Raw genomic sequence first — 23,316 nt, 5'->3', positions numbered from 1 at the left:
GTGATAGCCGTCAAAGTAACGTGTCGTCATTTATTTTACCCTTCGTAATAAATCAAAAGACGCTCAGCGTCACCCCGGCTAAGGATCCTCCCCCTTTGCCATGCGCACTGCGCTAAAAAATGCACTCATACTCAGGAGCTTCTATGTTCAAGAACGCATTTGCGAACCTGCAAAAGGTAGGTAAATCGCTGATGTTGCCGGTATCGGTTCTGCCGATTGCCGGTATTTTGTTAGGTGTTGGTTCTGCTAACTTCAGCTGGCTGCCGGAAGTGGTTTCCCACGTGATGGCCGAAGCGGGTGGTTCGGTGTTTGCTAACATGCCGCTGATCTTTGCGATCGGTGTGGCACTGGGCTTTACCAATAACGATGGCGTGTCGGCGCTGGCCGCCGTGGTCGCCTACGGCATTATGGTGAAAACCCTGGCTGTGGTCGCGCCGCTGGTGCTGCATCTGCCGGCAGCCGAGATCGAAGCCAAACACCTCGCCGATACCGGGGTGCTGGGCGGCATTATTGCCGGTTCGATTGCAGCCTACATGTTCAACCGTTTCTACCGCATCAAGCTGCCGGAATACCTCGGCTTCTTCGCCGGTAAGCGCTTTGTGCCGATCATTTCCGGTCTGACCGCGATTTTCACCGGTGTGGTGCTGTCCTTCATCTGGCCACCTATTGGTACCGCGATTCAGGACTTCTCCCAGTGGGCGGCTTATCAGAACCCGGTGGTGGCGTTCGGTATTTACGGTGTGGTTGAGCGTGCGCTGGTGCCGTTTGGTCTGCATCACATCTGGAACGTTCCTTTCCAGATGCAGATTGGTGAATTCACCAACGCGGCTGGTCAGGTCTTCCACGGTGACATTCCGCGCTACATGGCGGGTGACCCGACTGCCGGTAAACTGTCTGGCGGCTTCCTGTTCAAGATGTACGGTCTGCCGGCTGCGGCTATCGCCATCTGGCATTCTTCTAAACCTGAAAACCGCGCCAAAGTGGGCGGTATCATGATCTCCGCCGCGCTGACCTCGTTCCTGACCGGTATCACCGAGCCGATCGAGTTCTCTTTCATGTTCGTGGCACCGATCCTGTACGTGATCCATGCCATCCTGGCGGGCCTGGCGTTCCCAATCTGTATTCTGCTGGGCATGCGTGATGGCACCAGCTTCTCACACGGTCTGATCGACTTCATCGTGCTGAGCGGCAACAGCAGCAAAATCTGGCTGTTCCCGATTGTCGGTATCATCTACGGTCTGGTGTACTACACCGTGTTCCGCGTGCTGATCGCAAAACTGAATCTGAAAACCCCGGGTCGTGAAGATACGGCGATTGAGCAGAGCAGCGCGACCGGCAGTGAAATGGCGGGCAAGCTGGTCACGGCGTTCGGTGGCAAAGAGAACATCACTAACCTTGATGCCTGTATTACCCGTCTGCGCGTCAGCGTGGCGGACGTAGCGAAGGTGGATCAGGCTGAACTGAAAAACCTCGGCGCGCGTGGTGTTGTGGTGGCGGGTTCCGGTGTGCAGGCGATTTTCGGCACCAAGTCCGATAACCTGAAAACCGAGATGGATGACTATATCCGCAGTATGTAAGTGACATGACGGCAGGCCGGGCCGGTGCGGTGAAGCGGCGTCAGATCGTAAAGACGCCAACACCATCCCTGGGGCTCGTCCCGCGACATCCCTGTCGCGGGACGCTTTACTCCTCTGCCGCCGCTTCACCGCACTGCAACTTCGGTGCGACAAAACCCCTCATCCGAGGGGTTTTTTATTTTACCGCCGCCAGACACCGCCCGCAGTGACGCGCCAGCGTGAAAAAGTGATGCAAAGGCAGCCATTTAATGAAGAAAAGTGGTCCTGAGGTTGAAAGAAACGGAATTCCTCACGCATACTGCCTGACTGAACTCAGGCTTAAGGAACTGCACCATGGCTGAAGAAACCATTTTCAGTAAAATCATTCGTCGCGAAATTCCCGCCGACGTGGTTTATCAGGACGAACTGGTCACCGCCTTCCGCGATATCGCGCCCAAAGCGCCTACCCACATTCTGATTGTCCCCAACGTACTGATTCCGACTGCCAACGATGTGCAGGCGGCGCATGAGCAGGCGCTGGGCCGCATGGTCACCGCCGCCGCAAAAATTGCCCGTGATGAAGGCATCGCCGAGGATGGCTATCGCCTCATCATCAACTGCAACCGTCACGGTGGGCAGGAGGTTTACCACATTCATATGCACCTGGTCGGCGGACAGCCGCTGGGCCCGATGCTGGCCATCTAACCTCAGGCGGACCTTGTGATGCGTCAATGGCTGAGCGGCTTGCTGTTGCTGACCCTGGTGGGCTGCAGCAGCGATAAGCCGATGATCAACACCTCCCAGTCGCTGGTGATGGAGTCTGCCGTACTGTCGGCGGGCATCATCACCGATGAGCCCGCGCTGACCAGCCGCGACGGCCAGCAGCGCGCCGCCAGCGTGCTGCAAAATCTGCGTGAAACGCCGGTCACCGTGCACTATCGTTTCTACTGGTACGATGACAAAGGGCTGGAGATTGAGCCGCAGGAGCCGGCGCAGACTCAAACCGTACCGGCGCACGGCAGCGTAGAAGTGGCCTCGCAAATGGGTAACCCGACCGCCAGCAAGGTGCGTCTCTATCTTTATCTTTGAGGAGTAACCTGTGATTCGCAGTGTACAACGTTCCGGCGCGCTACTGTTTGCGCTGATGCTCACCGGTTGTGTGGTGAAACAACAAACCCCGGCGCCGGTTGAACCGACGCAGCCGACCACGCCAACCCAGCCAGAGCAACCGCCCGCGCAGCCGGTGCCGCCGCCGCAAACTGTGCCGCAGCCGCCGAAGCTGAAAACCATCAACTGGAACGCCAGCGTCCAGCCGTTAGTCGCCAATATGGTGCAGTCGGCGGGCGTCAATCCGGGCAGCGTGCTGCTGGTGGATCGCATCAAAAACAGCACCAACGGCTCGCTGCAAACGGAAAAAGCCACGGCAGCGATTGAGAACGCGCTGGCCAATAACGGCAAGTTCAGCCTGGTCTCAAACGATCAGCTTAATCAGGCGAAGCAAACGCTCGGCCTGTCGCCAGAGGATAGCCTCAACTCGCGCAGCAAAGCGATTGGCCTGGCGCGCATCGTCAACGCGCAGTATGTGCTGTACAGCAACGCGCAGGGCGATGTGAAAGCCCCTGTGCTGCAAATGCAGCTGATGCTGGTGCAGACCGGCGAAATCATCTGGTCGGGCAACGGCGTTGCACAACCCTGATCCCCGGCTGCAGCATCTGGTTCAGCAACAATGGCCGACGGCGCAAGCTGCCGGTCATTTTTTCGCGCTGCCAGGACTGAGCGGTAACAGCGTGCAGGTACGCAGCGATCAGGGCGATCTGCTGGCGCGCCGGACACCGCCACAGCCCATCCCGTTTGTCGATCGCCAGCGCGAATACCGCATCCTGCGTCAGCTGCGTGCCACGGCGCTGGCGCCGCAGCCGCTGGCATGGCAGGCGCCGTGGCTGCTGCAGCGCTGGCTGCCCGGTGAGGTGCTGTCGCCGGATCAGTTCAGCGCGCAACGCGCAGCGGTGCTGACGCTGCTGCTGCGCCTGCATCACCAGCCGCTAACCGGTTATCGCTTACGGCTGACACCGTTGCTGCAGCGCTACTGGCAGCTTTGTCAGCAACGGCACTGGCGCTGGCAGCGGCGCTTAAACCAGTTGCTGCAGCGCGGCGAACCGTCGCCGCTGCGGCTGGCACCGCTGCACATGGACGTCCACCCTGGCAATCTGATTGCCACCCCGGATGGCCTGCGTTTAATTGACTGGGAATATGCTGCGGATGGCGACGTGGCGCTGGAGCTGGCCGCTATCGGCGCGGTGGATGGCGCTGAACACGATTACTGGATAACCGACTATGCCGCCGAGGCGCGGCTGTCGGCCACGGCGCTGCGGCGTCAAAGCCGGCGCTGGCAGCCGTGGCTGCAGCTGCTGATGGCCAGCTGGTATCAGCTGCGCGCCGAGCAGAGCCACGATCAAACATTGCAACGGCTGGCGCAGGCCAGCTGGCAGGATCTTTAATTCAGGAACCGAAACATGACGATGACAACGCCCGGACCGCTGATGCTGGACGTCGAAGGCTACGAGCTGGACGCCGAAGAGCGCGAAATTCTGCAACATCCGCTGACAGGCGGACTGATCCTGTTCGCCCGCAACTTCCATGATGTTGCGCAGCTGGCGGAGCTGGTGCGCCAGATTCGCGCGGCGTCGCGCAACCGGCTGCTGGTGGCGGTCGATCAGGAAGGCGGACGCGTGCAGCGCTTCCGCGACGGTTTTACTCAGCTGCCGGCGATGCAATCCTTCGCCGCGCTGCATGACATGGCGCGCGCCGGCGAGCTGGCGCAGCAGGCCGGCTGGCAAATGGCGGCGGAAATGATCGCCATGGATATCGATATCAGCTTTGCGCCGGTGCTGGATATCGGCCACATCAGCGCGGCCATCGGCGATCGCGCTTTCCACGCCGATCCGGTGATTGCGCTGCAGATGGCGCGTCAGTTTATCCACGGCATGCACGAAGCCGGCATGAAAACCACCGGCAAGCACTTCCCGGGCCACGGCGCGGTCAGCGCGGATTCGCACAAAGAGACGCCGCGCGATACGCGCGATGCGGCCACGCTGCGCCAGCATGACATGGCAATCTTCCAGCAGCTGATTGATGAGCAGCTGCTGGATGCGGTGATGCCCGCGCATGTTATCTATACTGAAGTGGACCCGCTGCCGGCCAGTGGTTCGCCTTACTGGCTGCAAACGGTGCTGCGGCAGGAGCTGGGCTTCAACGGGGTGATCTTCTCAGACGATCTGTCGATGGAGGGCGCGGCGGTGATGGGCAGCTATGCGGAACGGGCTCAGCAGTCGCTGAATGCCGGCTGCGATATGATCCTGGTGTGCAATCAGCGTGCTGGCGCGGTGAGCGTGCTGGATAATTTGACGCCGATCCAGGCGACGCGCGTCACGCAGTTATACCATCAGGGACGTTTTGACCGTCAGAGTTTGCAGGCCAGCGAGCGCTGGCGGCAAAATCAGCGTCAGCTCAGTGACCTGCAGGATCGCTGGCTGGCGCACAAAGCGTCGGGCAGATAATCGCCGCTGCCCGGATCTCACTCCACGCTGAGGATAATCATGATCATCTATCTGCACGGTTTTGATTCCAACAGTCCGGGCAACCATGAAAAGGTGCTGCAGCTGCAGTTTATTGACCCGGACGTCAGACTTATCAGCTACAGCACCCGCCATCCGAAACACGACATGCAGTTTCTGCTGAAAGAGTGCGACAAACTGCTCCAGCAGGGCAGCGATGCGCATCCGTTGATTTGTGGCGTCGGCCTGGGCGGCTACTGGGCGGAACGCATCGGCTTCCTTTGCGGCATGCGCCAGGCGATATTCAATCCCAACCTGTTTCCTGATGAAAACATGGAAGGCAAGATCGACCGGCCGGAAGAGTATCTTGATATCGCCACCAAATGCGTCAGCAACTTCCGTGAAAAGAACCGCGACCGCTGCCTGACCATTTTGTCACGTCACGATGAAGCGCTGGATAATCAGCGCAGCGCGGCCGCATTGCACCCGTACTACGAAATCGTGTGGGACGAGGAGGCCAGCCACAAATTCAAAAATATTGCCCCGCATCTGCAACGCATCAAAGCGTTCAAAACCCTTGCCTGAGTGCTGCTGCGCCGTGTGATGCGGCGCACAAAACGTGTAACATTCTGATAATGCAGTGCAAAGATTGATGTACATCAATTTTCTTATGTCCGGATGATTATGCCGTGCTATTCTGCCCTCAGCTCGCGATTAAATGTCGCCAACCCTATGTTTATTAAGGTTTTATATAACCATTAATTAACTTTTGGTTTACAACTTTGAGGGGGTCTTCATTGACTACAAGCATGGAAAAAATCGTCATCGTCGGTGGCGGTGCCGGAGGGCTGGAGCTGGCAACGCAGCTCGGCCATAAACTCGGCCGCAAAAAAAAGGCGGAGATCATCCTGGTCGATCGTAACCACAGCCATCTGTGGAAACCGCTGCTGCATGAAGTGGCGACCGGTTCGATGGATGAAGGTATTGATGCGCTCAGCTATCTGGCGCATGCGCGCAACCACGGTTTCCAGTTCCAGCTGGGTTCGCTGACGCAAATTAATCGCGACACAAAAACCATTGAACTGGCGGAGATCCGCGACGCGGAGGGTGGGCTACTGGTACCGCAGCGCGAACTGGCGTATGACCGTCTGGTGATGGCGCTGGGCAGCACCTCGAACGATTTCGGCACGCCAGGCGTGAAAGATCACTGCATCTTCCTCGACAACCCGCATCAGGCGCGTCGGTTCCATAATGAGATGCTCAACCTGTTCCTGCGCTTCTCTGCCAGCGAAGGGCAGCTGCAGAAAGTCAATATCGCCATTGTCGGCGGCGGCGCGACCGGCGTCGAGCTGTCGGCAGAACTGTATAACGCAGTGAAACAACTGCACAGCTACGGCTATAAGGGTCTCGACAGCAGCGCGCTCAACGTTACGCTGGTGGAAGCCGGCGAGCGTATTCTGCCTGCGCTGCCGCCGCGCATCTCCGCAGCGGCGCATCAGGAGCTGAGCAAGCTTGGCGTGCGCGTACTGACGCAAACCATGGTCACCAGCGCAGCAGCCAACGGTCTGAATACCAAAGGGGGCGAATTCATCGAAGCCGATCTGATGGTGTGGGCGGCGGGTATTAAAGCGCCAGACTTCATGAAAGAGATTGGCGGGCTGGAGACCAACCGCATTAATCAGCTGGTGGTCAAAGAGACGCTGCAGACCACGCTGGACGACGATATTTACGCCATCGGCGACTGCGCCTCCTGCGCGCTGCCGGGCGGCGGATTCGTGCCGCCGCGCGCGCAGTCGGCGCACCAGATGGCGTCGCGAGCACTGGAAAACATCCTCGCCCAGCGCAAAGGCAAGCCGCTCAAAGCCTACGTGTATAAAGATCACGGCTCGCTGGTGTCGCTGTCCCGCTTCAGTACCGTCGGCAGCCTGATGGGGAACCTGATGCGCGGTTCGATGATGGTGGAAGGGCGTATTGCGCGTTTTGTCTACATCTCCTTGTACCGTATGCACCAGATTGCGCTCCATGGATACTTCAAGACCGGTCTGATGATGCTGGTCGGCAGCCTCAACCGCGTGCTGCGTCCGCGTCTCAAACTGCATTGATGGCTGGCGGGCGGTCATCCCCGCCCGCTGCGCGCCCGGCTGCCGTAACCTGCTGATTGCCGTTCAATCAGCGCCAGATTACGGCGCAATGACACTGCCGCTCAGAACTCTCCTAAAAGCTGGTCCTGCTGGCTTTCCGCTGCGTTTCCTCCATTAATCTGATGTTGCATTTTCGGACCATCTGTAAAACTTATGCCAACGAACACGGCGCGGCGCGCACGCCGGTTATGCCTCGGTAACCCGGGATCGGGTTGCGGCAGGAATGCGCGGTAACAACTTCAGGAGGACATTCCTGTGAATAAATCAATGTTAGCGGGTATTGGAATCGGCGTAGCAGCAGCGTTGGGCGTGGCCGCCGTCGCCAGCATGGATGTGTTTGATCGTGGCCCGCAGTATGCTCAGGTGCTTTCGGCAACGCCAATCAAAGAGAGCATCAAGCAGCCGCGTCAGGAGTGCCGCAACGTTACCCTCACGCACCGTCGTCCGGTGCAGGATGAGAACCGCATCGCCGGTTCCGTGCTGGGTGCCGTGGCCGGTGGTGTGATTGGTCACCAGTTCGGCGGTGGCCGCGGCCGGGATATCGCGACCGTAGCCGGTGCGCTGGCAGGCGGTTACGGCGGTAACCAGGTGCAGGGTGCGCTGCAGGATCGTGACACCTACACCACCAGCGAGCAGCGCTGCAAAACCGTGTACGATAAACAGGAAAAAATGCTGGGTTATGACGTGACCTATAAAATAGGCGACCAGCAGGGCAAAATCCGCATGGAGAATGACCCTGGCACCCGCATCCCGCTCGACCGTAATGGTCAGCTGATCCTGAATTCGAATCAGGCCTGATTGGGCAAAGCTACTTCACAGCAGCAGTAACAAAAAAAGCGCCGCAAGGCGCTTTTTTTACGTTGGTTTTTTTTATTCAGGGTGAAGAAAAGAGATCCGGAGCTTATACCTCATGACGAATTTCATCAGCTATCACCGGTCTGGCTTATTATCTGTTGGCAGGCATGTTATGAGGTAATCAGGTTCGCTTATCTACCATCGAAACGAGAACTGTGCGCGGTTGTTCCTCAATTTCAATCGATACGGTGACAAGCGGATCGTCGCCAGTCCAGCAGTCACCTGCAAAACTGCACGCTTCGCTTTGTTTAAAACCCTTTTCTTTCATAAACGCATTAATTTTATCTGCGTTGGTCGCGCCAATAAACCTCAGCTGAAAAATCAGTGCGGGGTTGGGACCTGATACGTTACTGTAATAAAAGCTATAGTTATCAGTAATGCGCGGCATCTTTTTGAGTAAATCAGGCGTATAAAAGTCGTAATCCAGCGTGTCGTGCTCTGTATAATTAGCGCTATCTGCAAACTCCATACGGAGATAATTCAAGCCATAGGCCATACCGACCACACACGCAATGAGAACGCAAAGTAGGATCCTGAGCGATTTTTTCATAGTTTTGATATGCCCTTACCAAAATGGATAAAGCCACGGTCCGGGTCTATGATGCTAACATCTTCTGATGTCCACCGATTATAGGGCGTTACGCTTCGCATGAAGATCGGTAACTGACCAAAGTGAGGTTTGGCGTTAGGGAATTGAAGAGGGTCAGGGAAAAGCAGTGGCTTAAAGGTTTCGTTTTTCCAGGAGCCAATTTTTCCATAATGGTCCCAGCGTCTTAATGCATCCGCCTGACTCACTGGTTTCAGGTAGCTGAAAATGCCGCTCATGCATGCCACAACCCGGTAAAAACCCAGGAGATCCGATACAAGGTCTTCGCCACTGAATCCGCTGTCAGTAGCCCAGCTAAAAGGGAAAGAATTCTGCAGCCCTTCAAACCTGCGCGCCAGCGTCATCATCATGGCAAGAGCTATGCTTTGCTTTTGGTGATATGACAGACCTTTTTTGAGACGCCAGGTGATTGATTTTCCCACAGTCAGGCGCCTTTTGAGGCCAGCCATTGATTGTTTATAGGTAACGTCATACGTCAGGCCGCTCTGTGCTTCGCCGCACAGCATTTGCGCCCATAACTGTCTGATGTCATTGCCCTGGGCGTGACCGAGATCTATCCAGCCCAATACTTCTGTGTAAACCAGGCCGTAAGCACTTCTTTCTGCTTTACTGCCGTCAAGAATATCCTCTCGCCTGCTCATCATTGAGCTCCTTCCATGAATAAATCCTGTGATGCCATCCTTGTGATATCACAGGATCAAGCGGTGATTTAATTTTTTCCGCTAAGTTTGCGAGCTCGCTCCTTAAACCCGGTTCTTCGCCAGCTCGGCGACGAAATTCTGCACCCATTCCATGCGTGTTTTGCGTTCGCTCAGATCGCGGGTGAATTTCAGTCGCGTCGGGCCATCCAGCTTCCACTGCTTGGCATCTTTCTGCAGCAGGCCGATCAGCCAGCCGGGATCGACCTGATTCTGCGGCGCGAACTCAAAAAAGCCGCCTTTTTCGCTGGCTTCGATTTTACGCAGCCCCAGCTGGCGCGCCACCAGGCGCAGCGCGGCGATGTCGAGCAGGTTACGCGCGGCGTCGGGCAGCTTGCCGAAGCGGTCAATCATCTCAATTTTCAGCTCGGCCAGCTCCTGTTCATCGGCCGCACTGGCGATGCGTTTATACAGCGACAGGCGCGTATTGACGTCCGGAATAAAATCATCCGGCAGCAGGGCAGGCATGCGCAGCTCAATCTCGGTCTGATTGCTGGTGAGATCTTCCAGCGACGGTTCACGTCCGGCCTTGAGTGCATCCACCGCGTTTTCCAGCAGCTCCATGTAGAGCGTGAAACCAATGGTCTCCATCTGACCGCTCTGATCTTCACCCAGCAGTTCACCGGCACCGCGAATCTCCAGATCGTGCGTCGCCAGCGCAAAGCCAGCGCCCAGATCTTCCAGCGAGGCAATCGCTTCCAGTCGCTTCTGGGCATCGGTGGTCATCGCTTTCGGGTGCGGCGTCAGCAGCCAGGCATAGGCCTGATGATGTGAACGGCCAACGCGGCCACGCAGCTGATGCAGCTGCGCCAGACCGAAATGGTCGGCGCGCTCAATGATGATGGTATTGGCGCTCGGCACATCGATCCCGGTTTCGATGATGGTGGTGCACACCAGCACGTTGAAACGCTGGTGGTGGAAATCGTTCATCACCCGTTCCAGATCGCGCTCACGCATCTGACCGTGGCCGATGGCGATGCGCGCTTCCGGCACCAGCTCGGCCAGCCGCTGCGCTGCTTTCTCGATGTTCTCGACGTCGTTGTAGAGATAGTAAACCTGGCCGCCGCGCAGCACTTCACGCAGGATCGCTTCGCGCACCACCAGGCTGTCATACTCGCGCACGAAGGTTTTCACCGCCAGACGGCGCGCCGGTGGCGTGGCGATAATCGACAGATCGCGCATGCCGCTCATCGCCATGTTCAGAGTACGCGGAATCGGCGTTGCGGTGAGCGTCAGAATATCGACGTCAGCGCGCATCGCTTTGATGCGTTCCTTGTGACGCACGCCGAAACGGTGCTCCTCATCGACGATCAGCAAACCGAGATCGCGCCACTTAAGATCGCTCATCAGCAGCTTGTGGGTGCCGATCAGAATATCAATTTTGCCCTCGCTGGCCTGCTCCAGCACCTGCGCCTGCTCTTTGGCGCTGCGGAAGCGCGACAGCATCTCAATGCGCACCGGCCAGTTGGCGAAGCGGTCGCGGAAGTTGTCGTAATGCTGCTGCGCCAGCAGGGTAGTTGGCACCAGCACCGCCACCTGTTTGCCGTTCTCCACCGCAAGGAAGGCAGCGCGCATCGCCACTTCGGTTTTACCAAAGCCAACATCGCCGCACACCAGGCGGTCCATGGCCAGCGGCTGGCACATATCGCTGAGCACGGCGTTAATTGCCTGCGCCTGATCCGGCGTGGTTTCAAACGGGAAACCTTCGCAGAACAGCTGATACTGCTCGCGGTCGTGCTTAAAGGCAAAGCCGGCCTTGGCCGCGCGCTGGGCATAGATATCCAGCAGCTCAGCGGCCACGTCACGGACTTTCTCCGCCGCTTTCTGGCGCGCGCGTGACCAGGCATCGCTGCCCAGTTTGTGCAGCGGCGCATTTTCATCGGCACCGCCGGCGTAACGGCTGATCAGATGCAGCGATGACACCGGGACGTAAAGTTTGGCATCGCCGGCATAGGAGAGCATCAGATACTCAGCCACGATACCGCCGGCTTCCAGCGTGGTCAGGCCGATGTAGCGCCCCACACCGTGTTCAAGATGCACCACCGGCTGGCCAGGGTGCAGCTCGGCGAGGTTACGAATCAGTACATCCGGATTGATGGTGCGGCGATTGTCCTGACGCCGCCGGCTGACGCGCTCGCCGAGCAGATCGTTTTCGCAAATCAGCGCGCGCTGGCGCTGGGTGTCGATAAAGCCGCGCTCGCTGGCGCCAATCATCAGGCTGTACGGCTGCTCATCGGCCTGCTCGAAGTGATCGATCGGCTGCGGGCGCAGTTTGATGCGGGACAGCAGCTCCTGCAGGCTCTCGCGGCGACCTTCGCTTTCTACTGAGAAAATCACCTGACCGGTAAACTGCTCGAGGAACTGACGCAGCAGATCGAGCGGCGCTTTGGCCTGCGCCTGCACCGTCAGCTCCGGCAATGGCTGATAGCCCAGATTACTGTTCGCGGCTTTCTCCGGCAGCGTTTCAGCGCTGAGCTGCATGCGCGGCCAGTTTTTCAGCTCGCTCAGCAGCGCATCCGGGCGCAGCCATAGCGTGGCCGGTTCCAGCAGCGGGCGCATAGGATCGATGCGACGATTTTCATAGCGTGCGTTAGCATCCTGCCAGAAACGTTCAGCGCTGGCGTGCAGATCGCCGCTGTTCAGCACCAGCGTGCTGGCGGGCAGATAGCTAAACAGGGTAGGCAGTTCCTGCTCGAAAAACAGCGGCTGCCAGTACTCAATCCCGGCCGGCAGCGTGCCTTTGCTCACCTGCTGATAGACGTGCTCGGGTTCGCGCCGCACGTCGAAGGTTTCACGCCAGCGGCTGCGGAACAGCTCAATGGCCGCTTTGTCGGTGGGAAATTCATGCGCCGGCAGCAGGTTGATGGCGCTCACCGCCTCCAGCGTGCGCTGTGAGTCGACGTCAAACAGGCGCAGGCTGTCGATCTCATCATCAAAGAAATCGATGCGGTAAGGCTGATCGCTGCCCATCGGGAACAGGTCGAGCAGCGCGCCGCGCGTCGCGTACTCGCCATGCTCCATCACCTGATCGACATGGCGATAACCGGCCTGCTCCAGCTGGTCGCGCAGGGCATCGCGCGACAGTTTCTGGCCCTGCTGCATCACCAGCGCATGGCCGTGCAGGAAGCTGTGCGGGCAAACGCGCTGCATCAGCGTATTGACCGGCAGAATCAGCATGCCGCGCGTCAGGGTGGGCAGCTGGTACAGCGTAGAAAGACGGGCGGAAATAATGTCCTGATGGGGCGAGAAGCTGTCGTAGGGCAGTGTTTCCCAGTCAGCAAGATTGGTGACCGGCAGATCGGTAAACTGCCTGATCTCCTCCTGCAGCCGCAGGGCCGATTGCATATCCGGGGTGATCATTAACACCGGACCGCTGTGGCGTTCGGTGATGCTGGCACACTCAACCGCCTGCGCGGCGCCGACCAGCTGACCGAGCTGACGATGGTCGCCTGCTTTAGCAGGCAGGGTATAACGACGCTGTTCCGACATAAGGTCCGACATTCTCTCCTCAGTTTCCAGGGCGTCATCATTCCACATTCCGCCGTGAGGATCATCTCTCCTTTCTGAGTTTATGTCAGGGTGCATGAATGCGCACCTTACCTTAGCGGCACCCTGAAGGGCCGCCAGTATGGCCGGTTGCCAGGTCGCCATTGATGGCGACCTGGCCACGTCACGTTATTTACTGGATTGCTGTGTGTAGTGCATGCGAGGACGATCCACATTGGCCCATGACAGCTCGCGCTCGACATGGTAGCTGTTGTTGCCATCGTCCCACTTCACATAATAACCGGTTAGCGCGTCTCCCTGCTCAAAGACATTGACCACTTCGCCTTTGATCTCGCCAGATTTATGTTTAACGATACTGCCTTTAGGAAACCTGCTCATGGTAAGAACCTCCGTACTGCGCTTACTGTGATGCGAAAACCGGTACTGCAAGCTAAGTCTAACCCACCTGCTGACGAATAATCGTACTAATAGCGTCACTATTTTGTCGTAATTTTGTGCATTGTCGCGCAGGAGGACGCATTTTGACGCAACTTTGCAACTGACTCAGCGGGTTAGAGGTTTCATAAAGCAGACGGCTCCTTTATCATCGCTCTACTTAATTTTGAGCAACGGCCAAGACGGATCTCATGTATCAACCAGTCGCGTTATTCATCGGTTTGCGCTACATGCGTGGACGTGCTTCAGACCGTTTCGGTCGTTTCGTCTCCTGGCTCTCGACTATTGGTATCACGCTCGGCGTGCTGGCACTGGTGACAGTGCTGTCGGTGATGAACGGCTTTGAGCGCGAGCTGGAAGGCAACATTCTCGGCCTGATGCCGCAGGCGCTGGTGACCAGCGACACCGGCAGCATCAATCCGCAGCAGATGCGCGCGCAGGATCTCAAACTGCAGGGCGTGACGCGTATTGCGCCGCTGACCACCGCCGATGTGGTGTTGCAGAGTGCGCGCAACGTGTCGGTGGGCGTGATGCTGGGCATCAATCCTGACGAACCGGATCCGCTGACGCCTTATCTGGTCAACACTCAGCAGAGCGTGCTGCAGCCGGGCCAGTATAAGGTCATTCTCGGTGAACTGCTGGCCTCGCAGCTGGGCGTGAAGCGCGGCGATCAGCTGCGCCTGATGGTGCCATCGGTCAGTCAGTTTACCCCGGTGGGGCGCGTGCCGAGCCAGCGCATCTTTACCGTTGCCGGAACCTACGCGGCCAATAGCGAAGTCGATGGCTATCAGATTCTGGTGAACCAGCAGGATGCCTCGCGCGTGATGCGCTATCCGCTCGGCAACATTACCGGCTGGCGCCTGTGGCTGGATAAGCCGCTGAATGTCGATGCGCTGAGCCAGCAGCCGCTGCCGCAGGGGCTGACGTGGAAAGACTGGCGCGAACGCAAGGGCGACCTGTTCCAGGCGGTGCGCATGGAGAAAAACATGATGGGGCTGCTGCTCAGCCTGATTATTGCCGTCGCCGCCTTCAATATCATTACCTCGCTGGGCCTGCTTATCATGGAGAAGCAGGCGGAAGTGGCGATCCTGCAAACCCAGGGCTTAACGCGGCGGCAAATCGTCGCGGTATTTATGGTGCAGGGCGCCAGCGCCGGTATTATCGGCGCGCTGCTCGGTACGCTGCTGGGCGTGCTGCTGGCCAGCCAGCTCAACAATTTAATGCCGGTGATCGGCCTGTTCCTTGATGGCGCCGCGCTGCCGGTGGATATCAATGTCTGGCAGGTGATCACCATTGCGCTGGTCTCGATGGCCGTGGCGCTGCTGTCTACCCTCTATCCGTCATGGCGCGCTGCCGCCGTTCAACCCGCTGAGGCTTTACGTTATGAGTAATACCCCTTTGTTGCAGTGTCGTGACCTGTGCAAACGCTATCAGGAAGGCAGCGTGCAGACCGATGTGCTGCGCAATGTGGCTTTTAGCCTGCAGCCGGGCGAACTGACGGCCATCGTCGGCAGCTCTGGCTCCGGCAAAAGTACCTTACTGCACCTGCTGGGCGGGCTGGATGCGCCGACCTCCGGTGACGTGGTGTTTGACGGGAAATCGCTCAACGCCATGTCGTCGGCGGCCAAAGCAGAGCTGCGCAACCGGGAACTCGGCTTCATTTATCAGTTTCACCATTTGCTGCCGGACTTCAGCGCGCTGGAGAACGTAGCCATGCCGCTGTTGATTGGCAAAACCGGCAAAGCCGAAGCGGAAGCGCGCGCACGCGAGATGCTGGCGGCGGTTGGCCTGGAAAAGCGCGCGGCGCACCGGCCTTCTGAGCTGTCGGGCGGTGAACGTCAGCGCGTGGCGATTGCCCGGGCGCTGGTGAACCGGCCGCGGCTGGTGATGGCCGATGAGCCCACCGGTAATCTCGATGCGCGCAACGCGGATGCCATTTTTGAACTGCTCGGCGAGCTCAACGTGCAGCAGGGCACCGCGTTTCTGGTGGTGACGCATGACCTCAACCTGGCGAAGCGCCTGAGCCGTCAGATGGAAATGCGCGACGGCCAGCTGAGCGATCACCTGACGCTGGGAGCGATCTGATGGCGTCCTCTTTATCCCTGCTGCTCGGGCTGCGCTTCAGCCGCGGCCGGCGGCGCGGCGGCATGGTGTCGCTGATCTCCATCATCTCGACCATCGGCATTGCGCTTGGCGTGGCGGTGCTGATCATCGGGCTGAGCGCGATGAACGGTTTCGAGCGGGAGCTCAACAACCGCATTCTGGCCGTGGTACCGCACGGCGAAATTGAGGCGGTTAACCAGCCATTTCGCAACTGGCAGCCGATGATTGCGCCCATCGAACAGGTGCCAGGCATCGCCGCGGCGGCGCCTTACGTTAACTTTACCGGATTGATTGAGAGCGGTGCGAAGCTGCAGGCGCTGCAGGTTAAGGGCGTTGATCCTCAGCAGGAGCCGCGGCTCAGCGCGCTGCCGCGTTTTGTCAGCGGCGATGCCTGGTCGCAGTTCAGCGCCGGCAGGCAGCAGATCATTCTGGGCGGCGGCATCGCCAAATCGCTCAACGTAAAGCAGGGCGACTGGATCACCATCATGATCCCGAATAATGATGGCGAGAACAAACTGCTGCAGCCAAAACGCATTCGTCTGCAGGTGAGCGGTATTCTGCAGCTGAGCGGCATGCTGGATCACAGTCTGGCGCTGGTGCCGCTGGCCGATGCGCAAAAGTATCTGGATCTGGGCGACAGCGTCAGCGGCATTGCGCTGAAGATGAGCGATCCGTTCCAGGCACAGAAGCTGGTGCGCGATGCCGGCGAAGCCACCCACTCCTATGTCACCATCCGCAGCTGGATTGGCACTTACGGCTACATGTATCGTGACATCCAGATGATTCGCGCCATCATGTATCTGGCGATGGTGCTGGTGATTGGCGTGGCCTGCTTTAATATCGTGTCGACGCTGGTGATGGCGGTGAAGGACAAGAGCAGCGATATCGCCGTACTGCGCACGCTGGGGGCGAAAGACGGCCTGATTCGTGCCATCTTTATCTGGTATGGCCTGCTGGCCGGGCTGCTGGGCAGCGTCAGCGGTGTGGTGGTCGGCGTGCTGGTGGCGCTCAATCTGACGCCGGTAATGCGCGTAGTGGAGCACCTTACCGGGCATCAGCTGCTGGCGGGCGATATCTATTTTATCGACTTTCTGCCGTCCGAGCTGCACTGGCTGGATGTGGCCATCGTGCTGGCAACGGCGATTGGCCTGAGCCTGATTGCCAGCTGGTATCCGGCGCGGCGTGCCAGCCGCATCGATCCTGCCCGCGTGCTGAGCGGTCAGTAAAGACAAAACACGCAGCCGCCTTCGCGGCTGCGCACATTTTCAGCGTCTGCGGCATGCAGCCGTCATACCCAGCCGCTATTATCGGGTCTGAGTAACCCGGAAAACACCCGCAGCGCGGCGTTCAGCGCCGCAGATTAAGGAGCCTTTATGCGCCAACCGCGCCGCCGCCTTCGACTCGCCCGCTACAAAAAGAACCGCCGCAAAGTGCATCAGCGCTTTCGCCAGCGCATCTTTGAGCGCGATCGTCAGGTCGAACTTGCCGCCCATCCGCAGCCGCACGTGGTGGTGCTGACCGGTGCCGGAATTTCGGCAGAATCCGGCATCCGCACCTTCCGCGCGGAAGATGGCCTGTGGGAAGAGCATCGCGTGGAAGATGTGGCGACGCCCGAAGGCTTTCGCCGCGATCCGGCGCTGGTGCAGGGGTTCTACAACGCGCGCCGGCGTCAGTTGCAGCAGCCAGAAATCCAGCCTAACGCGGCGCACAAAGCGCTGGCCGAACTGGAGCAGGTGCTGGGCGATAATTTCCTGCTGGTGACACAGAATATCGATAACCTGCACGAGCGCGCCGGCAGCCAGCGCGTGCTGCATATGCACGGTGAGTTACTGAAGGTGCGCTGTGAGCACAGCGGTCAGGTGCTGGCGTGGACAGAGGACGTCGGTCCGGACGATCGCTGTACCTGCTGCCAGTTCCCGTCGCGGCTGCGTCCGCACGTGGTGTGGTTTGGTGAAATGCCGCTCGGCATGGAGGAGATTTATCAGGCGCTGGAACAGGCCGATCTGTTTATCGCCATTGGCACCTCAGGCCACGTCTACCCGGCGGCAGGCTTTGTGCACGAGGCGAAACTGCAGGGTGCGCATACCGTGGAGCTGAATCTGGCCCCCAGTCAGGTCGGTAACGAATTCGCTGAAGCGCATTACGGCTTAGCCAGCGAAGTGGTGCCCGAATTCGTGCATACTTTTTTGCGCGGCTTGTATAAATAGTCAGCGTACTGCGCGTTTCCCCTCATCCCGGCCTTCTCCCGGCGGGAGAAGGGGAAAAACGCGCAGGATTTAAGTTCAGGCTGAATCCGGCACAAATGAACCCTCTCCCTCTGGGAGAGGGCAGGGTGAGGGCCAGGCCGCACAACCTCCACCTCAGAACCTCACCGTCCCGCTTTCAGCTTCTGGAACAGCGTTTCGTACTGCACGCTGGCGGCACCGACATCGTTCTGCCACTCGCCGTTTTTGATCACTTCAGCCGGCGGATAGAGTGACGGATCGCTGGCCACCTCGGGCGGCAGCAGCTTTCTTGCCGCCAGGTTGGGCGTCGGATAACCGATGGTTTCTGCCACTTTAGCCGCCACATCCGGGCGCAGCAGGAAGTTAATCAGCTTCAGCGCGCCCGCTTTATTTTTCGCATTCGCCGGGATCGCCAGGTTATCCATCCAGAAAATCCCGCCCTCTTTCGGCCAGATAATCTGCAGCGGCGTGCCAGCCTGGCGCGCTACCCAGGCGGAGCCATTCCAGATCATGCCGACGTTGACTTCGCCTTCCATAAACGGATTGCCGGGATTATCCGAGTTGAACGCCAGCACGTTCGGCATCAGCTTTTTCAGCTCTTCATAGGCGGCTTCAATCTGTTTTGGATCCTGCGTATTACCGGAGTAGCCGAGCTTGCGCAGCGCCATCTGGAACACTTCACGCGCGTCATCGGTCAGCAGCAGGCTCTGCTTATACTGAGGTTTCCACAGATCGGCCCATTGGGTCAGGGTTTTCGCATCCACCTCGTCGGTGTTCACGCCAATGGCGGTTGCGCCCCAGATATAGGGAATGGAATAGTCGTTGTTCGGATCAAACGGCTTGTTCAGCAGGTCGGGATCGAGGTTGCGGAAGTTGCTCAGCTGTGACTTGTCGATCTTCTGCAGCATGCCCTCGTTGCGCATTTTGGCGATGAAGTAGGTCGACGGCACCACCAGATCGTAAGCGCCTGCTTTCCAGGTTTTCAGCTTGGCGTACATGCTTTCATTGGATTCATAGGTGGAATAAATCACTTTGATGCCGGTCTCTTTGGTGAACTGCTCCAGCAGCCCGGGCGGCACGTATTCGGTCCAGTTATAGAAGTAAAGCGTGTTGTTGTCATCCGCCTGAGCGCTTTGCATACCCAGTGCCAGCGCCCCAGCCGCCAGCCAGTGAGACCACTTTTTCATCGGTTATCCTCTATTTGGTTTTATCACGCAGCAACAGCTGACTGGCTGCCACCAGTAGCAGCGACAGCAGCATCAAAATGGTAGCCAGCGCGTTCACCTCCGGCGACACGCCCACCTTCACCATGGAATAAATTTTCAGCGGCAAAATTTCGAAGCCGGGCCCGGTGACAAATGACGACACCACCACATCATCCATCGACAGGGTGAAACTCAGCAGCCAGCCCGCGGCCACTGCCGGCAGCGCCAGCGGCAGCAAAATCTTGCGCAGAATAGTCACTTCGCTGGCGCCGAGATCTTTTGCCGCCTCCAGCATGCGCACGTCAAAGCCTTTCAGGCGCGAATAGACGGTAATCACCACAAACGGCAGGCAGAAAGTGATGTGGGAAAACAGCAGCGACCAGAAGCCGAGCGAAATCCCCAGCAGCATAAACAGCACCAGTAGCGAAATCGCCATCACGATATCCGGCGACATCATCACCACAAATAGCATACCGCTGACAAACGGCTTGCCGCGAAAACGGTAGCGGTACAGCGCCACGGCGGTGAGCGAGCCGATCAGCGTCGCGCAACTGGCCGACAGCACGCCCATGATCAGCGAATGCTGCGCCGCCTGAATCAGGCTGTCGTTATTGACCAGCAGGCGATACCACTGGGTGCTGAAGCCCTGCCAGTTGATGCCGAAGCGCGAGGCATTGAAGGAGTTAACGATCAGGATGATGATCGGAATGTAGAACCAGGCATAAATCACGGCCATGAAGCCGTAGCGTAATCCGCGCGCCATCATTGCAATGCCGCCTTGTGATTCAGCAGACGCGCTGCGCGCCAGTAAACCAGCAGCATCAGCCCCATCAGCAGCGTCATGACAATGCTGGTGGCGGCACCAAACGGCCAGTCACGAATATTGAGGAACTGGCTTTTGATTACGTTACCAATCAACAGGTTCTTTGCTCCGCCCATTAAATCCGCTACGTAGAACAGCCCCATCGCCGGGATAAATACCAGTAGCGCGCCGGCAACGATACCGGGCAGGGTCAGCGGCAAAATGATACGGATGAAGGTCTGTAGCCTGCTGGCGCCAAGATCGCGCGCCGCTTCCAGGCAGGATTTATCCAGCTTCTCAAGGCTGGAGTAGAGCGGCAGTACCATAAATGGCAGCAGAATATAGATCAGCCCAAGGATCACCGCTTCCGGGGTGAACATGATGCGAAACGGCTTGTCGATGACGCCGAGCCACAGCAGAAATTCATTGAGCCAGCCGCGCGTGCTGAGAAAAATTTTCAGACCATAAATGCGGATCAGCGAGTTGGTCCAGAACGGCACAATCAGCAGAAACAGCATCAGCGGACGCAGACGCGCCGGCAGTCTGGTCAGGCACCAGGCAAAAGGGTAGCCGAGCAGCAGGCAGCACAGCGTGGCGATGCAGGCCATGTTGAGCGAGTGCAGCAGCACGTCGGCATACAGCGGATCGAGGAGCCGGCCGTAGTTGTTCAGGGTGAACACCATGCTGGCAAAGTGCGCGTCGTCGCGCGTCAGAAAGCTGGTGACGAAGATCATCAGATTCGGCAGCAACACGAACAGCGTCAGCCAGCCGACGATCAGCGCCACAATGGCTTTCTGCAGACGATCACGCATCCGTTTCATACGGCAGCACCACCTCCCAGTTTGGCACCCAGCTGACCGCCATTTTCTGGTTCAGCGAGTGGTCAAAATCCGGATCGTCCTCATTAAAGAACTCGCTGACGGTGAGCAGCTTGCCGTTCTCCAGTTCGACGGTGGATTCCAGCGTCATGCCTTTATAGTTGCGTTCGCGCACATAGCCGATCAGGTTTTCGCTGCGGCTGTCGTGATCGATCTCCTCGACGCGCAAATCTTCCGGTCGCAGCAGCACATGCAGCCGATCGCCGGGTTTGACCGGGAACGGGCAGTGAATATCACACTCGCGGCCTTCGACGCGAGCCCGTACCTGCGGCGCGTGCGCGCTACCGATCACTTCTGCATCAAACACGTTGATTTCGCCAATGAAGCGCGCCACAAACAGGTTCGCGGGCTCTTCGTAGATCTCGCGCGGCGTGCCGTCCTGCTCAATGCGCCCGTCACGCATCACCACGATGCGATCGGACATGGTCAGCGCTTCTTCCTGATCGTGCGTGACAAACACAAACGTGATGCCCAGCTTGCGCTGCAGCGCTTTCAGCTCGTTTTGCATCTGGCGGCGCAGTTTGTAATCCAGCGCGGAGAGCGACTCATCAAGCAGCAGCACTTTGGGCCGGTTGACCACCGCCCGCGCAATCGCCACGCGCTGCTGCTGGCCGCCGGAGAGCTGGTGTGGCCGGCGCGCGGCAAAGCTTTCCAGCTGCACCATCGCCAGCGCCTCGTTGACGCGCTGCGTCAGCTCTGCCGCCGGGGTTTTCTGCATGCGCAGGCCAAACGCGACGTTTTCAAACACCGACATGTGCGGAAACAGCGCGTAGCTCTGAAACACGGTATTGATATGGCGATGCTCGGCGGGCGTTTCAGTGATGTCGCTCTCATCCAGATGGATACGTCCGCTGTCGGCGCTTTCCAGCCCGGCGATCAGGCGCAGAATCGTGGTCTTACCGCAGCCGGAGGGGCCAAGCAGGGTGATAAATTCGCCATGACCGATGGTCAGGTCGAAATCCGGGATGATGGTTTTGCCATCGAAAGCTTTACTGATGCCAGAAAGCGTAACCAGCGCCTGCTGCGCGCGTGTTTGCGTCATTTTAGTCACTCAGTCTGATGATAATCAGGTTACAGCATAGCCGCCGGCGACAGCTTGCCGTGATGAAGGGCGCGATAATACCTGAAAAATGCGCCATTGCCATGTTCAGACACGGAATAACCTTGAAAAGTCTGCAAATTGCTGGAGTATGCTCACCGGGCCAGCCGGACGGGTGGCTGGCAGGGCGAATTTCAGCGCACGATTGGGCTGAGAGGGCTAACCTGAAGGATAATGATTTGACGCAACATGGCGATAATCAGGCCCCATGATAATAATGCAGGTTCTTTAGAGGGATGACAGATGGATCAATTACTTGAGCGTTTTCTCAGTTATGTGGCAGTAGAAACCCAGGCAAAACCTCAGGCGCGGCAGGTGCCGAGCAGCGAAGGGCAGTGGACGCTGGCGCGTCAGTTACAGGAAGAGCTTATTGCGCTGGGTTTTGTGGACGTCACCTTAAGCGATCATTGCTGTGTGATGGGCACCCTGCCGGCAAACGTCGACTGGCCGACGCCGGTGATCGGTTTTATTTCCCACATGGATACCTCGCCGGATTTCACCGCGAAAAATGTCAATCCGCAGATCATTGAAAACTATCGTGGCGGTGACATCGCGCTGGGCAATGGGGATGAAGTGCTCTCGCCGGTGATGTTCCCGGTGCTGCACAAGCTGACCGGGCATACGCTGATCACCACCGACGGTAAAACGCTGCTGGGCGCTGATGATAAAGCCGGTATCGCTGAGATCATGACGGCAATGGCCGAGCTGGCCAAAGGGGATGTGCCGCACGGCGCCATTCGCGTGGCCTTTACCCCGGATGAAGAGATCGGTCGCGGCACGTCGCACTTCGACGTTGAGGGGTTTGCGGCTGACTGGGCTTATACCGTTGACGGCAGCGATCTCGGCGAGTTTGAGTTCGAGAACTTTAATGCCGCGACGGCGCTGGTCAAAATCACCGGTAACAACGTGCATCCCGGCAGTGCGAAAAACGTGATGGTGAACGCGCTGGACCTGGCGATGCGCTTCCACGCCGAGCTGCCGGCCAAAGAGAAGCCGCAGTTTACCGACGGCTATGAAGGCTTTTTCCACCTGCACACTATTAAGGGATCGGTTGAGCACGCCGAGCTGATGTACCTGATTCGTGATTTTGATGCCGACAGCTACGAACAGCGTAAGCAGCTGCTGCAGGAGATTGGCCGCCGCGTCGGTAAAGGTCTGCAGGCTGAGTGCTCCATCAAGGTGGAAATCAGCGACAGCTATCGCAATATGCGGGAGAAGGTGGAACCGCATCCGCACATCATTGAGCTGGCGCTGCAGGCGATGCGCGACTGCGGTATTGAGCCGAACGTGAAGCCGATTCGCGGCGGCACCGACGGATCGGCGCTGTCATGGAAAGGACTGCCGTGTCCGAATCTGTTTACCGGCGGCTACAACTATCACGGCAAGCATGAGTTTGCGTCGCTGAATGTGATGGCGAAGTCGGTTGAGGTGATCGTGCGCCTGGCCGCGCTCGCGGCGGAGAAGAAGTAAGGGCGGATAGGGGCTGAGCGGGGCTTGCCCTCACCCTAACCCTCTCCCTCTCCCGGTGTACAGTCCGGGGACATGGCAGACAGGTGTTCGGGGGCATAGTGAACACTTTTTAACATCCTTTACCCATGGTGATCGACTTTTTCTTCAGGTCGATCACCCCCACTTTTGTGCTGTACCACCA

General features: G+C 58.3%; 23 protein-coding genes. 14 read left to right on the top strand and 9 right to left on the bottom strand.

The features are described from left to right. The first annotated feature begins 143 nt into the window (after nt 1-143). The 9 genes from ptsG (at nt 144) to FT726_RS04090 (ending at nt 8,049) form a co-directional block, all read left to right on the top strand. A complete protein-coding gene (gene ptsG, locus FT726_RS04130; protein ID WP_346302420.1) occupies nt 144-1,577 on the top strand; it encodes a PTS glucose transporter subunit IIBC in 1,434 nt (477 codons plus the stop codon). A gap of 333 nt (nt 1,578-1,910) precedes the next feature. Then, the gene (gene hinT, locus FT726_RS04125; protein ID WP_021506397.1) at nt 1,911-2,261 is read left to right on the top strand and encodes a purine nucleoside phosphoramidase; all 351 of its coding nucleotides are present in this window, start codon (nt 1,911-1,913) and stop codon (nt 2,259-2,261) included. An 18-nt stretch (nt 2,262-2,279) separates the two neighbouring features. Then, nucleotides 2,280-2,645, top strand: a complete 366-nt coding sequence (locus FT726_RS04120) for a YcfL family protein (RefSeq protein WP_021506396.1) — start codon at nt 2,280-2,282, stop codon at nt 2,643-2,645. Nucleotides 2,646-2,655: 10 nt separating this feature from the next. Further along, nucleotides 2,656-3,252, top strand: a complete 597-nt coding sequence (gene lpoB / locus FT726_RS04115; protein ID WP_288422652.1) for a penicillin-binding protein activator LpoB — start codon at nt 2,656-2,658, stop codon at nt 3,250-3,252. Further along, complete coding sequence (gene thiK, locus FT726_RS04110) at nt 3,239-4,054, top strand: thiamine kinase (RefSeq protein ID WP_346302419.1); 816 nt, start codon at nt 3,239-3,241, stop codon at nt 4,052-4,054. The genes lpoB and thiK overlap by 14 nt, the downstream gene beginning before the upstream one ends. Before the next feature lie 15 nt (nt 4,055-4,069). Further along, on the top strand, nt 4,070-5,113 hold the full coding sequence (gene nagZ, locus FT726_RS04105; protein ID WP_104186868.1) for a beta-N-acetylhexosaminidase: 1,044 nt from the start codon (nt 4,070-4,072) through the stop codon (nt 5,111-5,113). A 39-nt stretch (nt 5,114-5,152) separates the two neighbouring features. Then, complete coding sequence (gene ycfP, locus FT726_RS04100) at nt 5,153-5,695, top strand: alpha/beta hydrolase YcfP (protein WP_021506392.1); 543 nt, start codon at nt 5,153-5,155, stop codon at nt 5,693-5,695. Nucleotides 5,696-5,907: 212 nt separating this feature from the next. After that, entirely contained in the window at nt 5,908-7,212 is a 1,305-nt protein-coding gene (locus FT726_RS04095; protein WP_031279261.1) for an NAD(P)/FAD-dependent oxidoreductase, read from the top strand. A 294-nt stretch (nt 7,213-7,506) separates the two neighbouring features. Beyond that, complete coding sequence (locus FT726_RS04090) at nt 7,507-8,049, top strand: glycine zipper 2TM domain-containing protein (RefSeq protein ID WP_031279257.1); 543 nt, start codon at nt 7,507-7,509, stop codon at nt 8,047-8,049. A gap of 178 nt (nt 8,050-8,227) precedes the next feature. On the opposite strand, the gene FT726_RS04085 is transcribed toward FT726_RS04090, so the two are convergent. From FT726_RS04085 to FT726_RS04070, 4 genes are all read right to left on the bottom strand, one after another. Further along, the gene (locus FT726_RS04085; RefSeq protein WP_215480209.1) at nt 8,228-8,656 is read right to left on the bottom strand and encodes a hypothetical protein; all 429 of its coding nucleotides are present in this window, start codon (nt 8,654-8,656) and stop codon (nt 8,228-8,230) included. Further along, nucleotides 8,653-9,354 carry a hypothetical protein gene (locus tag FT726_RS04080; RefSeq protein ID WP_288422988.1) on the bottom strand — a complete coding sequence of 234 codons (702 nt, stop codon included), beginning with the start codon at nt 9,352-9,354 and terminating at the stop codon, nt 8,653-8,655. Before FT726_RS04080 ends, FT726_RS04085 begins: the two co-directional genes overlap by 4 nt. A 102-nt stretch (nt 9,355-9,456) precedes the next feature. Beyond that, the gene (gene mfd / locus FT726_RS04075) at nt 9,457-12,900 is read right to left on the bottom strand and encodes a transcription-repair coupling factor (RefSeq protein WP_058769639.1); all 3,444 of its coding nucleotides are present in this window, start codon (nt 12,898-12,900) and stop codon (nt 9,457-9,459) included. Between the two features lie 186 nt (nt 12,901-13,086). Further along, on the bottom strand, nt 13,087-13,296 hold the full coding sequence (locus tag FT726_RS04070; protein ID WP_021506388.1) for a hypothetical protein: 210 nt from the start codon (nt 13,294-13,296) through the stop codon (nt 13,087-13,089). A 248-nt stretch (nt 13,297-13,544) separates the two neighbouring features. Between FT726_RS04070 and lolC the strand changes: the two genes are divergently transcribed. From lolC to cobB, 4 genes are all read left to right on the top strand, one after another. Beyond that, complete coding sequence (gene lolC, locus FT726_RS04065; RefSeq protein WP_021506387.1) at nt 13,545-14,744, top strand: lipoprotein-releasing ABC transporter permease subunit LolC; 1,200 nt, start codon at nt 13,545-13,547, stop codon at nt 14,742-14,744. Then, entirely contained in the window at nt 14,737-15,438 is a 702-nt protein-coding gene (gene lolD / locus FT726_RS04060; RefSeq protein ID WP_021506386.1) for a lipoprotein-releasing ABC transporter ATP-binding protein LolD, read from the top strand. The genes lolC and lolD overlap by 8 nt, the downstream gene beginning before the upstream one ends. Next, complete coding sequence (gene lolE, locus FT726_RS04055; protein WP_021506385.1) at nt 15,438-16,682, top strand: lipoprotein-releasing ABC transporter permease subunit LolE; 1,245 nt, start codon at nt 15,438-15,440, stop codon at nt 16,680-16,682. Before lolD ends, lolE begins: the two co-directional genes overlap by 1 nt. Nucleotides 16,683-16,829: 147 nt before the next feature. Then, nucleotides 16,830-17,663, top strand: a complete 834-nt coding sequence (gene cobB, locus FT726_RS04050) for a Sir2 family NAD+-dependent deacetylase (protein WP_010617227.1) — start codon at nt 16,830-16,832, stop codon at nt 17,661-17,663. Nucleotides 17,664-17,824: 161 nt separating this feature from the next. On the opposite strand, the gene potD is transcribed toward cobB, so the two are convergent. From potD to potA, 4 genes are read right to left on the bottom strand one after another with little or no spacing between them, the layout of a single operon-like run. Next, complete coding sequence (gene potD / locus FT726_RS04045; protein WP_088517713.1) at nt 17,825-18,868, bottom strand: spermidine/putrescine ABC transporter substrate-binding protein PotD; 1,044 nt, start codon at nt 18,866-18,868, stop codon at nt 17,825-17,827. A gap of 10 nt (nt 18,869-18,878) precedes the next feature. Beyond that, nucleotides 18,879-19,652 carry a spermidine/putrescine ABC transporter permease PotC gene (gene potC / locus FT726_RS04040; protein ID WP_088517712.1) on the bottom strand — a complete coding sequence of 258 codons (774 nt, stop codon included), beginning with the start codon at nt 19,650-19,652 and terminating at the stop codon, nt 18,879-18,881. Beyond that, nucleotides 19,649-20,500 carry a spermidine/putrescine ABC transporter permease PotB gene (gene potB / locus FT726_RS04035; RefSeq protein WP_346302434.1) on the bottom strand — a complete coding sequence of 284 codons (852 nt, stop codon included), beginning with the start codon at nt 20,498-20,500 and terminating at the stop codon, nt 19,649-19,651. The genes potC and potB overlap by 4 nt, the downstream gene beginning before the upstream one ends. Beyond that, entirely contained in the window at nt 20,493-21,608 is a 1,116-nt protein-coding gene (potA, locus tag FT726_RS04030; RefSeq protein ID WP_136547110.1) for a spermidine/putrescine ABC transporter ATP-binding protein PotA, read from the bottom strand. The genes potB and potA overlap by 8 nt, the downstream gene beginning before the upstream one ends. A 300-nt stretch (nt 21,609-21,908) precedes the next feature. Between potA and pepT the strand changes: the two genes are divergently transcribed. Next, entirely contained in the window at nt 21,909-23,135 is a 1,227-nt protein-coding gene (pepT, locus tag FT726_RS04025; RefSeq protein WP_125309338.1) for a peptidase T, read from the top strand. A 109-nt stretch (nt 23,136-23,244) separates the two neighbouring features. On the opposite strand, the gene FT726_RS04020 is transcribed toward pepT, so the two are convergent. Further along, nucleotides 23,245-23,316: hypothetical protein (locus tag FT726_RS04020; protein WP_225614602.1), on the bottom strand; the 72-nt coding region annotated here is incomplete at its 5' end.

The sequence above is a fragment of the Pantoea sp. Morm genome (assembly GCF_016643525.1).
Classification (GTDB): Bacteria; Pseudomonadota; Gammaproteobacteria; order Enterobacterales; family Enterobacteriaceae; genus Pantoea; species Pantoea dispersa.
The sequence above is the reverse complement of the archived record's forward strand: the minus strand, read 5'-3'. Positions and strand labels throughout refer to the sequence as shown.

Bases quoted from the DNA above. Each gene is read 5' to 3' on its own strand.
- ptsG (WP_346302420.1), top strand. From the start codon at position 144: ATGTTCAAGAACGCATTTGCGAACCTGCAAAAGGTAGGTAAATCGCTG.
- hinT (WP_021506397.1), top strand. From the start codon at position 1,911: ATGGCTGAAGAAACCATTTTCAGTAAAATCATTCGTCGCGAAATTCCC.
- FT726_RS04120 (WP_021506396.1), top strand. From the start codon at position 2,280: ATGCGTCAATGGCTGAGCGGCTTGCTGTTGCTGACCCTGGTGGGCTGC.
- nagZ (WP_104186868.1), top strand. From the start codon at position 4,070: ATGACGATGACAACGCCCGGACCGCTGATGCTGGACGTCGAAGGCTAC.
- ycfP (WP_021506392.1), top strand. From the start codon at position 5,153: ATGATCATCTATCTGCACGGTTTTGATTCCAACAGTCCGGGCAACCAT.
- FT726_RS04085 (WP_215480209.1), bottom strand. From the start codon at position 8,656: ATGAAAAAATCGCTCAGGATCCTACTTTGCGTTCTCATTGCGTGTGTG.
- FT726_RS04080 (WP_288422988.1), bottom strand. From the start codon at position 9,354: ATGAGCAGGCGAGAGGATATTCTTGACGGCAGTAAAGCAGAAAGAAGT.
- mfd (WP_058769639.1), bottom strand. From the start codon at position 12,900: ATGTCGGAACAGCGTCGTTATACCCTGCCTGCTAAAGCAGGCGACCAT.
- FT726_RS04070 (WP_021506388.1), bottom strand. From the start codon at position 13,296: ATGAGCAGGTTTCCTAAAGGCAGTATCGTTAAACATAAATCTGGCGAG.
- lolC (WP_021506387.1), top strand. From the start codon at position 13,545: ATGTATCAACCAGTCGCGTTATTCATCGGTTTGCGCTACATGCGTGGA.
- lolD (WP_021506386.1), top strand. From the start codon at position 14,737: ATGAGTAATACCCCTTTGTTGCAGTGTCGTGACCTGTGCAAACGCTAT.
- lolE (WP_021506385.1), top strand. From the start codon at position 15,438: ATGGCGTCCTCTTTATCCCTGCTGCTCGGGCTGCGCTTCAGCCGCGGC.
- cobB (WP_010617227.1), top strand. From the start codon at position 16,830: ATGCGCCAACCGCGCCGCCGCCTTCGACTCGCCCGCTACAAAAAGAAC.
- potD (WP_088517713.1), bottom strand. From the start codon at position 18,868: ATGAAAAAGTGGTCTCACTGGCTGGCGGCTGGGGCGCTGGCACTGGGT.
- potC (WP_088517712.1), bottom strand. From the start codon at position 19,652: ATGATGGCGCGCGGATTACGCTACGGCTTCATGGCCGTGATTTATGCC.
- potB (WP_346302434.1), bottom strand. From the start codon at position 20,500: ATGCGTGATCGTCTGCAGAAAGCCATTGTGGCGCTGATCGTCGGCTGG.
- potA (WP_136547110.1), bottom strand. From the start codon at position 21,608: ATGACGCAAACACGCGCGCAGCAGGCGCTGGTTACGCTTTCTGGCATC.
- pepT (WP_125309338.1), top strand. From the start codon at position 21,909: ATGGATCAATTACTTGAGCGTTTTCTCAGTTATGTGGCAGTAGAAACC.